The 16,443-nt window shown below is 40.4% G+C and carries 12 protein-coding genes; 3 read left to right on the top strand and 9 right to left on the bottom strand.

Annotated elements, in window-relative coordinates; translation table 11 throughout:
- The first annotated feature begins 122 nt into the window (after positions 1-122).
- Together BW139_RS08835 and BW139_RS08840 are read left to right on the top strand one after the other, a co-directional pair.
- Complete coding sequence (locus BW139_RS08835) at positions 123-2,654, top strand: EAL domain-containing protein (protein ID WP_076919408.1); 2,532 nt, start codon at positions 123-125, stop codon at positions 2,652-2,654.
- Between the two features lie 186 nt (positions 2,655-2,840).
- Positions 2,841-3,044, top strand: coding sequence for a hypothetical protein (locus tag BW139_RS08840; RefSeq protein WP_008114823.1), 204 nt, complete (start codon positions 2,841-2,843; stop codon positions 3,042-3,044).
- Positions 3,045-3,091: 47 nt separating this feature from the next.
- Here the strand turns inward: BW139_RS08840 and BW139_RS08845 are convergent, their stop codons facing one another.
- From BW139_RS08845 to BW139_RS08875, 7 genes are all read right to left on the bottom strand, one after another.
- Positions 3,092-4,009: a hydrogen peroxide-inducible genes activator gene (locus BW139_RS08845; RefSeq protein WP_008466345.1), complete on the bottom strand. Its 918-nt coding sequence runs from the start codon at positions 4,007-4,009 to the stop codon at positions 3,092-3,094.
- Between the two features lie 81 nt (positions 4,010-4,090).
- Positions 4,091-5,359: an inorganic phosphate transporter gene (locus BW139_RS08850; protein ID WP_008466343.1), complete on the bottom strand. Its 1,269-nt coding sequence runs from the start codon at positions 5,357-5,359 to the stop codon at positions 4,091-4,093.
- Positions 5,360-5,398: 39 nt separating this feature from the next.
- A complete protein-coding gene (locus BW139_RS08855; protein ID WP_036933418.1) occupies positions 5,399-6,076 on the bottom strand; it encodes a TIGR00153 family protein in 678 nt (225 codons plus the stop codon).
- Positions 6,077-6,226: 150 nt separating this feature from the next.
- Positions 6,227-6,928 (bottom strand): phosphate signaling complex protein PhoU, encoded by a 702-nt coding sequence (gene phoU, locus BW139_RS08860; RefSeq protein WP_008466339.1) that lies wholly within the window; start codon positions 6,926-6,928, stop codon positions 6,227-6,229.
- A gap of 44 nt (positions 6,929-6,972) precedes the next feature.
- Positions 6,973-7,800 carry a phosphate ABC transporter ATP-binding protein PstB gene (pstB, locus tag BW139_RS08865; RefSeq protein WP_008114812.1) on the bottom strand — a complete coding sequence of 276 codons (828 nt, stop codon included), beginning with the start codon at positions 7,798-7,800 and terminating at the stop codon, positions 6,973-6,975.
- 19 nt (positions 7,801-7,819) lie between these two features.
- Positions 7,820-9,469, bottom strand: coding sequence for a phosphate ABC transporter permease PstA (gene pstA / locus BW139_RS08870; RefSeq protein ID WP_008466335.1), 1,650 nt, complete (start codon positions 9,467-9,469; stop codon positions 7,820-7,822).
- A gap of 15 nt (positions 9,470-9,484) precedes the next feature.
- On the bottom strand, positions 9,485-11,719 hold the full coding sequence (locus tag BW139_RS08875; protein WP_036933415.1) for an ABC transporter permease subunit: 2,235 nt from the start codon (positions 11,717-11,719) through the stop codon (positions 9,485-9,487).
- A gap of 423 nt (positions 11,720-12,142) precedes the next feature.
- On the opposite strand from BW139_RS08875, the gene BW139_RS08880 reads away from it, so the two are divergent.
- On the top strand, positions 12,143-12,649 hold the full coding sequence (locus tag BW139_RS08880; protein WP_008466332.1) for a glycine cleavage system protein R: 507 nt from the start codon (positions 12,143-12,145) through the stop codon (positions 12,647-12,649).
- Positions 12,650-12,719: 70 nt separating this feature from the next.
- Here the strand turns inward: BW139_RS08880 and BW139_RS08885 are convergent, their stop codons facing one another.
- Positions 12,720-13,175: a hypothetical protein gene (locus BW139_RS08885; RefSeq protein ID WP_008466330.1), complete on the bottom strand. Its 456-nt coding sequence runs from the start codon at positions 13,173-13,175 to the stop codon at positions 12,720-12,722.
- Positions 13,176-13,319: 144 nt separating this feature from the next.
- Positions 13,320-16,436, bottom strand: a complete 3,117-nt coding sequence (locus tag BW139_RS08890) for an efflux RND transporter permease subunit (RefSeq protein WP_076919409.1) — start codon at positions 16,434-16,436, stop codon at positions 13,320-13,322.
- Positions 16,437-16,443: the final 7 nt, after the last annotated feature.

Below are 16,443 nucleotides of genomic sequence, written 5' to 3' on the forward strand. Positions count from 1 at the left end.
AAGACAGATTTAATTATGATCGATATATTTAAGGCATCTCTAAGATAAATACGCTTGTTCTTATGGCTAAATATCATTACTCTTACTGTTTTATGATCTGCATCTCTCGGAGTGGTACCTAAGTGGCAAAACAGCTTAAATTGCTAATATTAAATGCAAGTAATGATGAGCGCCAGACTATACGTGCCACGCTGGAGAGGCTTAGTGTGTTTGAGTTTATTGAAGCCTCAGACAGCCAAGATGCGTTAAAAATCTTAAAGAACCAAAGCGTAAATATAATCATAACCGGCTTAGATGTAGGTAAAATTGATGGCTGGCGGTTTTCACGTATGATCCGCTCTGGTTTGCTAAACACGCCGAAAAACACGCCTATTTTGCTAATTCCGCCCATTTATTGTGAGCGTATCGCTGAAACCACCGCGCGTAGCTATGGCATTGATGCGGTACTGCCTTTTGAGCGCCAAGATATATTGCCGCAAATACTAGCAAATGTGCTGTCGAGTCATTTAGAAAAAAGCAGTCGCTTAAACCTGTTGTTATTAGAACCCTTTACCAGCAGAGCAAACGACATGAGTGAACAATTAAAGCTTAACTTTGCAATTACTCATGTTACTAACGAAAAAGACGCGCTCAGTGCCTATAATCAGCAGCCGTTTGCTATCGTGCTACTTGATGCCACTGCAGCACACGCTGAGAGCTCAAATCAATTAGTCGAAAAGATCCTACAGCATAACCCTCAGCAAGCCATTGTTACTATTATTGATAAAAACGATGCCGATTACGCCGAGCAGTTATTACTTTCAGGCGTTACCGACTTTATTCGCGCCCCTTACGACCCCTCATTTTTAAATAAAGTCTGTGATCACGCAGCTCGTCGTGAAGACTTTATGGTCAGCTATGCTGAATTTGCTAATAAGGTACAGCAGCTAAGTATTAGTGAAGTAAAGTATCGCGACCTATTTTCAGCGCATCAACGTATTTTATTGCACCTAAACACAGTTGTACTTGAATTAGACCAACAAGGGAATATTCGCTTTATAAACCCTGCGTGGGAACCTCTGAGCGGCTTTGGAGTTAAGTCGACCTTACAACAACCACTCACTGCATTTTGTACCACAGAGTATCAACAGTCATTACAAGCGACGATTGATGATATTTTACAAGGTGGCGCAAACAAACAAAAAATAGAAGTTAAACTAAGCCAAAAAAATGGTAATTCAGTGTGGGTTGAATGTCGGCTTCAGTTAATAAAAAATAGCAGCAACAACGCTACCATTACCGCCACACTCGATAATATTCATGAGCGCAAGCAAGCAGAGCTGCAATTACGCCATTTGGCATTGCATGATACTTTAACTGGCCTACATAATCGTTATTACTTCGACCAACAGCTTAACTATATTTGCCAGAGCGAAAATACTCATACAAATATTGAACATGCCCTTATTTATATCGACCTTGATCACTTTAAAATAATCAACGACAGCAAAGGTCACCAACAAGGTGATATTGTTTTAAAAGAAGTGGCTCAGCTATTTATTGCCAATATTAGTAATGAGCATCTGATCTGCCGTGTTGGTGGGGATGAGTTTGCGGTGATACTTAAAAATACCAATTTATTGGATGCCCATTTAATCGCAGAAGGGATTTGTAGTGCCATTGAAGGCAACCAATTTAAATCTGAAGAGCAAATCTATTCAATTAGTTGCTCTATTGGTTTAACCCAAATTACTGCTGATAACTGCGATCCAAATGAATGCTTAAAGCAGTCAGATATTGCGTTATATATTGCTAAAAATTTAGGCCGTAACCTAGTACATTGCTATTCAAAACAAGATGGTGAAAACAATGCGCTGCAAACGGGTTTAGAGTGGGGTCATGGAGTACGCCAAGCTCTACAACAAGACAGTATAGAGCTTCATTACCAACCCATTTGGGATTTTAAAACCAATCAAGTTGCCTACTTTGAGGTACTGCTAAGGTTAAAACTCGATGGCGAGCTTATTTATCCAAATCAATTTATTCCCTCATTGGAAATGCTTAACGATACCTTTTTAATGGACCAATGTGTTATTCGTAACAGCATTGCGAGTGTTGCTGCACATCCAGAGCTTCTGCAGATTGCAATAAACTTATCGGCACAGTCATTTTTAGATGAGCGTTTATTGCCATTAATAGAGTCGACCCTTGAGAAGTATCAAGTATCTCCGGCGAAAATTATTTTTGAAATAACCGAGTCGGCCAGTATTAATAATTTAGCGGCGACGCGTAAAATGATTGAGCGGCTAAATAATTTAGGCTGCCACTTTTCAATTGATGACTTTGGCACCGGCTTCAGTACTTTTAATTACCTTAAACAATTACCAGCTCAACACGTAAAAATTGACGGCTCATTTGTTCGCGATATGCTTAATGACTCCATTGATTTAGCGCTAGTAAAGGCCATAAATGACATCAGTCGCTCACTAGATAAGCGCTCTGTAGCCGAATATGTTGAAACCGCAGAAGTGTTTTTTGCACTTAAAGAAATTGGTATCGACTACGGGCAAGGTTACTTTATTGCTCGCCCTGTACCTATTTACAAGGTATTGATTGAGTTAGAAAAAATAAAAAATAATCCTATTTTTTATCAAGACACCCTCACGTCACTATAAACATTAATAAACAAATTTAAGCAATTTATTACTTTCAAATTTGCCTATCTAACCTATACTTTGCTTATCGGCAGCACAATGTCATGAAAATTAAGTGATTACCTTGATTTTACATGACATCTTTATTTCTTATCGTCTAGATGTCTATACTTTTAAAGGTGGACATAGGGCATAAGGAGGATGTTTATGACGCAACTAATCACGTTATTATTGTTTATACACTTTGCTATTGCGCTTCAATGTTACAAATATGCTCAGATCAAGGGTTACCCTGTAAAAACCTTTACAGTGCTTGGGCTAGTCCCTTACTTTAATGTAGTTGTTTGGGTTTACTTACTATTTTTACCGCCGCTAGAAAGCTATCACGGCCAGCACAAGCAGCCACTTTAATTCCCCCGTGTTATTTAGCGTATTAATTAAAATACGCTTTTTTTTACCTATTTAAAATCAACACTGCACTGCTTTTTCAAAAAAACCTCTAATTGTTGGCTAAACAATTTAAAGTCACGAATGCGCCCCGTTGTTTTGCGCCACAATACACCAATATCACGATAGGCATCACCTTGCGATGGTGTAGCAAGCATATCTTTGTTCTCTAAAATACCCGCGTTAATTGCCATTTGCGGTAAAAACGTCACGCCAAGTTTATACTCAACCATACTCAATAAGGTATGAAGGCTAGCCGCCTCAAAGGGGTTTATACAACTAGAGCGGTTTAAATGACACGCACTAAGCGCATGCCCTGTCATACAGTGCTCTCGCTCAAGCAAGAATACACTGGCTTCTGGTAGTAAATTAAAGTCTTCAATACCTTTAGCTGGCATGTAATCTTTATGATGCACTAAGCTAAAGTGATCTTGTGCTAATACTTGGGTATGAAATTTATCGGTTTCGTAGGGCAGCGCTAATAATGCTAAATCAATTTGCCCATGTTCTAACTTGTCGAGAAGCTTGTCGCTGGTGTCTTCAATTAATACCAACTCTAAATCTACAAATGTTTGCTGACAAAAATGATATAAAGGCGCTGCGATAAAGCTGGCTATAGTAGGAATAACACCCACCGTTAATGTACCACTAAGCGGTGTTAAAAAGCTTTTAGTTAACTCTTTTAAACTAATTGTATCGTTGATTATTTTTCTTGAACGCTCAACCACCTCTTCACCAATGGTGGTAAACATTAGGCTGCGATTTTCTCGCTCTATAAGCTGACATCCTAAAGTTTCTTCTAGGTTTTGAATCGCGGTACTCAGCGTAGACTGACCGATAAAACAAGCACTGGCTGCTCGGCCAAAATGTTGATGTTGATGCACAGCTAATAAATACTGCAGCTGTTTAATACTAGGGAGATTGGTCATTTTTCTTTCCACAAATAAAAAGACCCCAACACCAAGGGCGTTGAGATCTTTTCAAGCTAAAAGTCTTTTAAGTACTTTTTATTAAACCCCAAAAGCGGTTCTTAGTACGTAGAAAATAACAATAGCAAGGGCAGCACCAACTGGCAATGTAATTACCCAAGAAACTACAATATTTCTTATTACACCCATGTTAAGTGCGGCAATACCACGTGCCATACCTACGCCCAACACAGCGCCCACTAGGGTTTGTGTGGTTGAGATAGGTAAGCCTGTGCCCGATGCAATAACAACCGTAGAGGCCGCGGCTAATTCAGCAGCAAAACCACGACTTGGTGTTAAATGGGTAATACCTTCACCAATGGTTTTAATTACTTTTTTACCTAAAATAGCAAGACCGGCAACAATACCTAAACCACCTAGTGGTAATATCCACCAAGCGATAGCCGCCTTTTTAGCAATTTCACCATTGTTTTCAACAATGTTTACAACAGCAGCTAGAGGTCCAATTGCGTTAGCAACGTCGTTAGAACCATGAGCAAATGCCATACAACAAGCAGTTAGCACCATAAGTACCGCAAACACTTTTTCTACATTGTTAAACTGCATTTCTCTATCCGCTTTAGGATCGATATTTAAACGAGAAATAGCAATTTTACCAATAACAGCAACTAGTACCGCTATACCAATAGAAATAGCAAAACCTTCAAATGTACCTAAATTAATACCAATGTGCTTTAAGCCTTTTTTAATGGTCACAAGTGCCATAATAAAGCCAGCTAAACCCATGTATATTGGTACAAAGCGCTTTGCATTTTTAAGTGGAGCATCGGTGTCAAAAATCAGCTTTTGCGCACTCATAAATATTAAGTACGCTATAAAACCAGATATCGCCGGCGTTACAATCCAGCTACCTACGATACCGGCAACCTTACCCCATTGAATAGCCTCTGTGCCTACTGCAACAAGAGCAAAACCAATGATAGCGCCAATGATTGAATGAGTCGTCGATACCGGCCAACCTAAAAACGAGGCCATTAATAACCAACTGCCAGCGGCGAATAAAGAGGCGATCATACCTAAAACCATCAGTTCAGGAATGTCAGCAAATGGGGTCGCATCAATAATCCCTTTACGAATTGTTGATGTTACTTCACCCCCTGCTAAATAAGCACCTGCGAATTCAAAAATCATCGCGATAAAAATCGCTTGTTTAATGGTAAGTGCTTTTGAACCCACCGATGTACCCATCGCATTGGCAACGTCGTTTGCGCCAATACCATAAGCCATAAAAAAGCCGACTGCTGCGGCAATTAAAATTAATACCGTGCCGTAAGATGCAATGATATCCATTGTGTAACCTTAATCTTTCGTGTTTGAACTGATTTTAAATTAACGAGCTAACATCAGCTCAAGACGTGATCCTACGCGCTCTGCAATATCTGCAAGCTCGCCAACCCATTCAATGATTTTGTATAAAAACATTACATCAACTGGGTTTAGCCCATCTTCTACTTTACGTAGTTGACGGCGTATTTTAATTTGCATTTCATCCGTGTCTTGTTCTATGGCATCCAATTCAACAAGCATTTTTTCAACCAGAGTTACTTCTCTGCCTTTAAAGCCTGTTTCTAACAATTCTTCTAATTCATTAATCGCTTTAGATGCTTGTTTAGTTGCATCTACACAACGAGTTACATATGCCAAAAAGTCTTCTTGAATCTCTTTTGGTATGATCATCTCACGACCAATTACGCGCCCAGCAATGTCTTTTGCTTTATTAGCAATTTTGTCTTGTTGGGTTACTAATTCGAGCAGATCTGTACGCTCTACCGGCATGAATAATCCACGCGGTAATTGTAGGCGTATGTTTCTTTTCATTTCATCGGCTTCACGCTCTAAGTTTCGAATAGTTAAACGTAGCTCTTCAGCTTGTTGCCATTCTTCTTTAAAAACGTGATTGAAAAAAGGTATCAAGGTTTTACTAGCTTGATGAACCTTTCGGATATGTTCTTCCATTGGTTTTATAGGAGATTTTGCAAATACTCCTAGAAACGCGTTTGTATGCATAACTGACCCTTAAATCAATTTAGTATGCTGATCAGCGTGAATTTTACAGCATTAAGCTCGATTGTGAACGCTTTTTATTGCTCAATGACCAGCAGACTAAAAGAAAAATGAATATTCATCCCTATAATTAAAAAGGATGATGGTTCAAAATTACAAAGACTTCTCTATATCTTCTTGAGATGTATGACGAATATCTTTTCCATTTACAAAATAGATAATATATTCAGCGATGTTTTGACAGCGATCACCGATGCGCTCTAATGAGCGAACAGACCATACTAAATCCATAATTTTTGGAATTGAGCGCGGATCTTCCATCATGTAAGTCATTATTTGACGGGTGATTGCTTCATATTCCCTATCCACTTTGGCATCCTCTTTATGCACTTCAAATGCACGTTGCACATCCATACGTGCAAATGCATCTAAAACGTCATGCAACATTTTAGATACTTGGCGTCCCATATTTTCGATATTTACTAATAAATCTTGTTGATCCTTAGTAAATGAGTCTAGTGCAACTTTAGCAATTCGCTTAGCTTCATCACCAATTCGCTCTAAATCGGCAATGGTTTTTGCAATTGCCACCACTAAACGCAGGTCGCTAGCCGCGGGCTGACGACGCGCGATAATGCGAGTACAGTCTTCATCAATACTGACTTCCATTGCATTAACTTTATAATCATTCTCACGCACTTTTTGTGCTAGTACCGCATCGTTTTGACTTACCGCGTCAAGGGCACTATTTAGTTGCTGCTCAACCAGTCCACCCATGCTTAGCACATGGTTACGGACATCTTCTAGTTCTTGATTAAAACGACCAGAAATATGTTTATTAATGTTGTGTTCCATAATGACCTTCTTTAATAATTTATTGCTTTCGCGTTTTAATCCGACTAGCCGTAGCGACCGGTAATATAATCTTCCGTTTTTTTCTTTGTAGGCGTTGTAAACAAGGTATTGGTATCTGAATACTCAATCAGCTCCCCCATATACATAAACGCTGTTTGATCAGAAACACGAGCTGCTTGTTGCATGTTGTGAGTAACAATAACCACAGTAAATTTGTTCTTTAAATCATTAATTAGTTCTTCGATTACTAACGTTGAAATCGGATCCAGTGCTGATGTTGGCTCATCAAGCAGTAATACCTCCGGCTCAATCGCAATAGAGCGAGCAATCACTAAACGTTGCTGCTGACCGCCCGATAAACCAAATGCGCTATCGTGAAGTCTATCTTTTACTTCATCCCAAAGAGCTGCACCGCGAAGCGATTGCTCGACCACTTCATCAAGCTTACGCTTTTCTTTAATGCCTTGCAGGCGAAGACCATATACCACATTCTCATAAATTGATTTTGGAAATGGGTTTGGGCGCTGGAACACCATGCCAACATTACGGCGAAGCGCTGCAACATCAACGCTTTTATCGTAAATATTTTGCCCATGCAGCATGATTTCGCCTTCAATACGACAAATATCTACCAAGTCGTTCATGCGGTTAATACAACGTAATAAGGTTGATTTACCACAACCCGACGGGCCGATAAATGCCGTTACTTGGCCTTTAGGAATATTCATATTTACTTTACTCAGTGCTTGTTTATCACCGTAGTAAAGGTCGAGATCTTTAATTTCTAGCGCTTTTTGTTCGTCTGTTAAATTATTTAAATCTAACTTCAAGCTTGGCTTTGCTTGGTTTACTTTTGGAGCGACTGTAATCATGTTTGTTACCTATACTAAATTAATGCTCAAGCGATCTGAATTTTTCACGTAAATGGTTACGTATACCAATGGCGGTGATGTTAAGGGTAATAATAACCGACACTAACAAAAAGGCCGTTGCATATACCAGCGGACGCGCCGCTTCAACGTTCGGGCTTTGAAAGCCAACATCGTAAATATGAAAACCTAAGTGCATGAATTTTCTGTCTAAATGTATATATGGGAAGTTACCATCAAGCGGCAGCGTTGGCGCCATTTTTACCACACCCACCAGCATAAGTGGTGCAACCTCACCCGCTGCACGAGCAACCGCTAAAATTAAACCCGTCATAATTGCAGGACTGGCCATAGGAATTATGATTCGCCATAGCGTTTCTACCTTAGTCGCGCCCAGTGCTAGCGAACCATCACGGACCGTGCTTGGAATACGAGATAAACCTTCTTCGGTAGACACTATCACTACTGGCAACGTTAATATCGCCAAGGTAAGTGCTGACCATAAAACACCTGGGGTACCAAACACAGGGGTAGGCGATGACTCTGGATAAAATAATTGGTCAACACTACCACCAACCATATAAACAAAGAAACCTAAGCCAAATACACCGTATACAATAGACGGAACACCCGCCAAGTTAATAACCGCAATACGGATCATTTTAGTAATTGCATTTTTGGCTGCATATTCATGTAAGTAAATAGCAGCAACCACGCCAAATGGCGTTACAATCACAGCCATTAACATCACCATAAATACCGTACCAAAAATAGCAGGAAATACGCCGCCTTCGGTATTAGCTTCACGTGGGTCATCTGCAACAAACTTACCTAACTGCACAAAGTAATGACCTAGTTTAGCAAAAAAGCCCATATCGTTTGGAAACCATACATCCAACACTTGATAAAGCGGGATAGTAACAACCTCACCACGCATATCTTTTACGGTTACTTGATCACGTTTAGCTTGTTTACGCAGTGCGAATAGCTCTTTTTCTAATTCACCATATTGTGCACGTAAATCAGCACGCGCTTGAGCAAGCTCAGCAACACGCTCGTCAGTTAGCTCGTTATCAAGCAAGTAGGCTTTTTCTTGTAAACGTAAACGCTCTAGCTCATAGTTTATATGTCCTATGTCGCCATTTTGTAAATCAAGCGCTTCGTCATTTAAGTCGACTGCACGCTCTACAAGGTCATGTAAGGTTTCTACTTTATCTGCTGTTACCGTCTGACCGTCTTTAATGACGCTTTCTACATACCCGTAAAAATTACCGTTTTTACTGCGCTCGAATACCGCGAGTGCTTTGGGTGCTGAACTTTGTTTAATATCGGTTTCGAGTATCCAGCGAAAATCTAAATCAACATACTCACGGTTACCTGTTTTAATTAGTAAACGCTCAACCTCATCTTTTTCAAATTTAGAAACATCAATACCGGTTGCCGCTAAACGCGACTTAGGTACCAATTCACGGTCATAAATTTCACCAATAACGGTTTGCTTCGCAATTGAGCCTTCAAGCTCATACTGCATAACTTGAGATGGCCAAAAAAAGCTTAACCCCTTCCATGCAATCATGGCGAGTAAACCAATTACTGAAATTAAACTGATGCTGACAGCACCACCGGTCATCCAAATCCAAGGAGAACCAGACCTAAACCACTGCTTTACCATGTCGTGTTTCTCCACTTACATTGAGCTGTATTTTTCACGCAGCTGCTGACGAACAAACTCAGCAACGGTGTTGAAAATAAAGGTGAATATGAATAATACAAAGGCGGCTAAGAATAGAATTCGGTAATGCGAACTTCCTACTTCCGACTCTGGCATTTCGACGGCGATATTAGCGGCTAAAGTACGCATGCCTTGGAAAATACTCCAATCCATAATCGGGGTATTACCGGTAGCCATAAGTACAATCATAGTTTCGCCTACGGCACGGCCTAATCCCATCATTACCGCAGAGAAAATACCTGGGCTGGCCGTTAGTAACACCACGCGAATTAGCGTTTGCCACTGCGTTGCACCTAACGCTAACGAGCCATTTGATAAATGCTTAGGCACACTAAATACCGCATCTTCGGCAATTGAGAAAATAGTGGGAATAACCGCAAAGCCCATCGCAATACCTACTACTAATGAATTACGCTGATCGAAGGTCATGCCTAATTCATTGGTTAGGTATTGACGCACATTGCCATCAAACATCCATAGTTCGATACTTTCGCTCATCGCAAACGACAACCAACCAATAAATAACACCACAGGTATTAGTAAAATTGAATGTGAACCTTCAGGAATTTTATGGCGAATAACCGCAGGTAATTTAGTCCAGCCTAACGCCGTTGCTAAAATACCTAATGGCAGTAACACCAGTAAACCAACAATAGCCGGCAAGTGCTCTTCAATTAAAGGCGCTAACCACAAGCCAGCTAAAAAGCCTAGAATAACCGTTGGTAGAGCTTCCATTATTTCAACCGTCGGCTTAACCACGCGACGCAATTCGCTCGACATAAAATAAGCAGTATAAATAGCGGCTGATATAGCAATAGGTACTGCAAATAACATCGCATAAAGCGCTGCTTTTAAAGTACCAAATGAAATAGGTACTAGTGAAAATTTCGATTCAAAATCATCACTGGCAGAAGTAGATTGCCAAATATAGCCGGGTTCAGGGTAGCCTTCGTACCACACTTCTTGCCAAAGCGCTGACCACGTTACTTCTGGGTGCTCGTTATGAATTTCTAAAACCGTTAGCTTATTATCAGCTAAAATTAGCGCCGCATTTGAACGCGGAGCAATAGCAAATTGTTCAATTGCACCGTCACTGACTTTACCTTGCCATAACTTTGCTTCGCTGGTTGTGTAATAAAGCCCTAATTCACCATTTTGACCGGTTGTAAAAAAGGTGCGACGGTAAAACTCGGTAAAAATATTCAGCTTACTTTGCTTAGTCGTTTCAAATGAACGGATTTTTTGAAACTCACGTCCTGAATCTGTATTGATTTCAAACCACTGCGATATTTCACCATTATCATTGGCCAACATCAGTGAGTTTGCACCCGCCAATAATTGCGATGACACTATATTGGCGTTTTCTTCATTGGCAGATAATAATTGAATTTGCTCAACTTCACTTGGGTAGCGAGTATCGAATACGTAAATTTGATTAGCAGAACGAACAAAGGTGCGGGTGGTATCTGGCGACATTAATAGCTCATCTACGCGACCATCAACGTTAAGTTCAGTGCGTTCCACTTGCCATTCAACTTCACCAGTGAACATGTTTTCTTCGGCTACAAAGCTACTAAATACCACTCGTTTATCGGCGGTAAGTGCCACCACGGCTGTTTTGTCTTCATAATGGCTAAAGGCAAAACGCTTAATAGCGGCACCTTGCTCATCAACTTCGAGTGCCATTTCCCCCAGAGGATAACCTAAACGCGGGGTTAATTTACGTTCATTATTAGGGAAGGTAACTAAAAACTTAGGCGCGACAATAGTCACTGTGCCGTTTTCTAAGCCATACGCATAATGCCCTTGAAAAGGAGCACTATTTGCAAAACTAGTTACCTGCGCGGGTAAAGTGGCATTAAGTGTTTTTAGTTTTTTACCAAACTGTGCTTTATCAACACTATAGAAGTTAACTTGACCTTGATTATCAAGTAAGTAAGCAACCTCAGTTTGCTCTTCAACACCAAGCCCTACTATTTGCTCAGTATTAGCAACATTAAAGCTAGCGCGCTTTTCAACTTTGGCTGACTCAAAAATAGGCTGCACTACATAAAGAAGGTAAAAAAAGATTAATAGCAGTGCTATTAATACCATTATACCGCCAGCGGTTATGCCAAACTTAGCAAACCGGTCTTTAAATAGACGGCTTCGATCCGTATTAAAAGTCGGTTTATTCGGATTTGAAGTCATCAAAACACCCTTATATCTTAACGTTGGGCGCATTATATTTCATCAAAGTGACAGTAATGTTACAGTCGTAATAATTCTTTACTTATACAGAGTCTGTTCATCTTTGCAGATTAAATTTTCAGCTTTATGAGCGGATTTTAGGCTAAGTTGCGATTTTAAATAATATTAAAGTATTGTTTGTAGTAGTAATTGTATTTATTTATGCGTTATTTATGAACTAAATCAATTATTAATTGGACAAACTATTTATCCAAGACAATACTCAATGGGCATCTAATATAACAACAATAAAGTAACCTCTTAAGCTGTAACAATCCTTTTGTGGTTAGCTTTTACATACATTTAGAATCACATACATTAGATCGCATCACTTAATGCCTATGCATTTATTTTTTTCATTTGGGCTTAAAAAAGAGAACTATTATGAAGCAGTTGGTAATAACTATTTTAGGGGAAGATCGCCCCGGTTTAGTAGAAAGTATTTCATCGGTTATATTGGAAAACCACGGCAATTGGTTAAGCAGTAATTTAAGTCACTTACTCGGTCACTTTGCAGGCATCATTCAAGTTGAAGTAGCTGAAGAGCATTTACAGACATTTCAAGATGCGCTTAACGGGCTTCCTAAGTTAGATGTTCGTATTGAAAAGGGTAACATTGAAATTGAGCCTGTAGAGCTGGAGCAACTTAATTTTGTGATTACCGGTAATGATCGCCCAGGTATAGTGCAAGAGCTGGCAAGTGTTATTCGCCATAAAGGCGCGAATATTACAAACTTAAATTCTAGGCAGCAAAGTGCGCCAAACTGGGGAGTGCCTATATTTAGTGCCGTTGCCACCGTGAGCTTACCTAACGGACTGAATAAAGAAGAGGTTATTAACGCACTTGAATCAATTACTAGCGACTTAGTGGTTGATATAGAACAAAGTTAAATTTGCTTTAAAATTCAAAACACAAAAAAGGCGCTAACTATAGCGCCCTTTTTATGAGTAACTCTTAAAGCTACATATCAGCATGACGATTAATACTTTGCATCATTTGCTTCAAACCTTGCTCTTCTAATTCATGAAGCTGATTTAACTTTTCTTGCGCCTCGGGCGATTGAGCCTTATCCGATAAGTAACTATAAACATCCAGCACTTTTTGATGCTGCGTAGATAAGTATTCTTGAATCGCTTGTGCATTAAGATCTTGGTCTCGGTCTAAATCAGTAAATTGAACAATCTCGTTATTTTCTAAAAAGTATTCATAACAGTAGGTGTTTAAGGTATTAATTTCGCTGATTGCCTTGAATCCAATTAAATCCTCTGCGAGCTTTTTTTCATAATCAACACAATAATCAGCCAGCGCCACATTTCGCTCACCCATTAACTCCCTAACACTAAAGAAATTAGCCGCCATTTGTGTATGAAATTGAACGGTCCAATCGAACACTTCTTGAATTGTTTTTACTTGCATGTGCGTTCCTTACTTTTTAACCCTAATGATTAAATAGATGCGTGAATCATGCCAATAAAAAACACAATAAAATCAGTAGATAAAGAAAAGGTTGCCTAACTTGTACTGATATTTTCAGTACAAGTTACACAACCAATGTAAATATTATAGGTTTCGCTTTCGCCACAATAAATACACCGCAGGCAACACCAGCAGTGTTAAAATAATAGCACTGAACATACCACCGACCATAGGTGCCGCTATACGGCTCATTACTTCACTCCCGGTGCCGGTGCCATATAATACAGGTAATAGGCCAATTACTATGGTTGCTACCGTCATCATTACCGGGCGAACACGTAAACCGGCGCCTTCTAATATGGCATGCTTAAGCTGCTCAATACTCAAGCTTTTGCCCACTTGAGAAGCGGCCTCTATCTGCGCTTTATAAGCTTGGTTTAAATACACCAACATAATAACGCCAATTTCAACAGCTACCCCTGCAAGGGCAATAAAGCCGACCCCCACAGCAACAGAGAAGTTAAAGCCTTCTAAGTACATTAGCCAAATGCCACCTATCATTGCTAGTGGTAAAGTCGCCATAATGATAAATACCTCGATGAAGCTTCTAAAGTTAAGATAAAGCAGCACTACAATAATGGCTAAGGTTAACGGCAACACATAACTCAGTTTAGCTTTAGCGCGCTCCATGTATTCGTATTGCCCAGCCCAAGTTATAGAGTATCCAGCAGGTAAAATAAGCTGCTCATTCAATAATTGTTGAGCATTTGCTACATAGCTACCAATATCAGTATCTTTAATATCAATAAAGCTCCAACCATTTAAACGGGCATTTTCACTTTTTATGCCAGGCGGACCATCACTAATAAATACATCCGCCACATCAGCAAGTGCAATTCGTTGCCCCGTTGGAGTAACTATAGGTAAAAGCATCAGTTCTTCAGGGGAGTCACGGTACGCTTGCGGATAACGAATATTAACCGGGTAGCGCTCTTGACCCTCAACCGTTTCAGTCACGTTCATGCCACCAATAGCGGTTGCGACTACTTGTTGCACATCAGCAATATTTAAACTGTAGCGCGCTGCTTTTTCACGGTTAATATCTACCTTGATATAACGCCCACCCGCTACACGCTCTGAGTAAACAGACGCCGTACCGGGAAGATCTTTAAGTAATATCTCTATTTGTTGACCTATTTTTTGAATCTCATTCAAATTTGGCCCCGCTACTTTTATACCCACAGGAGTTTTAATCCCTGTAGCCAGCATATCTATCCGCGTTTTAATTGGCATTACCCAAGCGTTAGTCAGCCCAGGAAAGTTAACTAAAGCATCCAGCTCTTGTTTGAGTTTTTCAGTGGTCATGCCTTCGCGCCACTGATCTTTAGGCTTAAACTGTATGAAGGTTTCAATCATGGTCAGTGGTGCCGGATCGGTTGCCGTTTCCGCTCGTCCAATTTTACCAAATACGGTTTTTACCTCGGGCACAGTGGCAATCAGCTTATCGGTTTGCTGTAATAGCTCGCGCGCTTTACCAATAGAAATCCCAGGGTAAGTGGTTGGCATATACATTAAATCCCCCTCATCAAGAGGTGGAATAAACTCACTGCCTATTTTATTTACCGGATAAAAGCCCACTAAAGTAATAATCAGTGCCACCAACAAGGTGCTTTTGGGGAATTTTAAGACTGTGTTTAACAGTGGCTTATAACTATTTACCAGTAAACGGTTAACTGGGTTTTTATTTTCAGATATCACCTTACCGCGAATAAAGTACCCCATCAGTACGGGTACTAAGGTAATTGCTAAGCCGGCAGAGGCCGCCATTGCATAGGTTTTTGTGTAAGCCAATGGCGCAAACATTCGCCCTTCTTGAGCTTCTAAAATAAATACCGGCATAAAGCTAACTGTAATTATTAATAAGCTAAAAAATAATGCAGGCCCTACTTCACTGGCAGAATCAATCACCACTTGCCAACGATTTTCATCGGTCAGCGGTTTTTTCTCCATGTGTTTGTGCATGTTTTCAATCATCACAATCGCACCATCGGTCATGGCACCTATCGCTATAGCAATCCCGCCTAATGACATGATATTGGCGTTAATCCCCTGCCAATGCATAATAATAAAAGCGGTGAGTATGCCTAACGGTAAGGTAATAATAGCCACCAGCGATGAGCGTACATGGAATAAAAACACCACACACACTAAAGCCACTACAATCAGCTCTTCCATCAATTTAGAGGTGAGGTTATCAACTGCGTCTTTTATTAAGTGAGAGCGATCGTACACAGATACAATTTCAACCCCCTCTGGTAGCCCTTTTTTAAGAGACTCCAATTTAGCTTTAACCAGCTCTATGGTTTTTTGCGCGTTTTCACCAAAGCGCATAACCACTACGCCACCAGCCACTTCGCCTTCGCCATTAAGCTCGGCAACACCACGGCGCATTTGAGGACCTAAACGCACATTAGCAACATCACGTAACTGTAGTGCAGTACCGTTAGCGTTTATACCTAAAGGAATAGCCTCTAAATCAGCGACACTTTTTACGTAGCCAGTACTGGTTACCATGTATTCGGCTTCTGCCATTTCAACTACCGACGCACCCATTTCTTGATTGCCTTGCTTAATGGCAGTTTGAATAAGGCTTAGCGGAATACCATAAGCACGAAGCTTATCGGGCTGAACGTTTACTTGGTATTGTTTGACCATGCCGCCTACCGATGCCACTTCGGATACACCGGGTACAGTTTGCAGTTCAAATTTTAAAAACCAATCTTGTAAACTACGTAGTTGGCTTATGTCATGCTTACCGGTGGTATCAGTGAGTGCATATAAATATACCCAGCCAACGCCGGTGGCATCCGGGCCTAGCTCTGCAATTGCCGTACTAGGTAAGCGCGCAGATACTTGGCTTAAATACTCTTGAACACGGCTTCGCGCCCAATATAAATCGGTGTCTTCATCAAAAATAACGTATACGTAGGAGTCACCAAAAAACGAAAAGCCTCGCACTGTTTGCGCGCCAGGTACCGATAACATTGCCGTGGTGATTGGAAATGTAACCTGATCCTGTACTACTTGCGGTGCTTGCCCAGGATAAGAGGTTTTAACAATAACCTGTACATCAGATAAATCGGGTAAGGCATCTACTGGGGTGTTTTTTACAGCATACAAGCCGCCACCAATCAATATAGCGGTCAGTAACAGTACAAAAAAACGATTAACAACAGACCAGCGAATAATTGCAGTAATCATAACCACT

It is taken from the genome of Pseudoalteromonas sp. SK18, from assembly GCF_001974855.1.
GTDB lineage: Bacteria > Pseudomonadota > Gammaproteobacteria > Enterobacterales > Alteromonadaceae > Pseudoalteromonas.

Bases quoted from the DNA above. Each gene is read 5' to 3' on its own strand.
- BW139_RS08840 (WP_008114823.1), top strand. From the start codon at position 2,841: ATGACGCAACTAATCACGTTATTATTGTTTATACACTTTGCTATTGCG.
- BW139_RS08845 (WP_008466345.1), bottom strand. From the start codon at position 4,009: ATGACCAATCTCCCTAGTATTAAACAGCTGCAGTATTTATTAGCTGTG.
- BW139_RS08850 (WP_008466343.1), bottom strand. From the start codon at position 5,359: ATGGATATCATTGCATCTTACGGCACGGTATTAATTTTAATTGCCGCA.
- BW139_RS08855 (WP_036933418.1), bottom strand. From the start codon at position 6,076: ATGCATACAAACGCGTTTCTAGGAGTATTTGCAAAATCTCCTATAAAA.
- phoU (WP_008466339.1), bottom strand. From the start codon at position 6,928: ATGGAACACAACATTAATAAACATATTTCTGGTCGTTTTAATCAAGAA.
- pstB (WP_008114812.1), bottom strand. From the start codon at position 7,800: ATGATTACAGTCGCTCCAAAAGTAAACCAAGCAAAGCCAAGCTTGAAG.
- pstA (WP_008466335.1), bottom strand. From the start codon at position 9,469: ATGGTAAAGCAGTGGTTTAGGTCTGGTTCTCCTTGGATTTGGATGACC.
- BW139_RS08875 (WP_036933415.1), bottom strand. From the start codon at position 11,719: ATGACTTCAAATCCGAATAAACCGACTTTTAATACGGATCGAAGCCGT.
- BW139_RS08880 (WP_008466332.1), top strand. From the start codon at position 12,143: ATGAAGCAGTTGGTAATAACTATTTTAGGGGAAGATCGCCCCGGTTTA.
- BW139_RS08885 (WP_008466330.1), bottom strand. From the start codon at position 13,175: ATGCAAGTAAAAACAATTCAAGAAGTGTTCGATTGGACCGTTCAATTT.
- BW139_RS08890 (WP_076919409.1), bottom strand. From the start codon at position 16,436: ATGATTACTGCAATTATTCGCTGGTCTGTTGTTAATCGTTTTTTTGTA.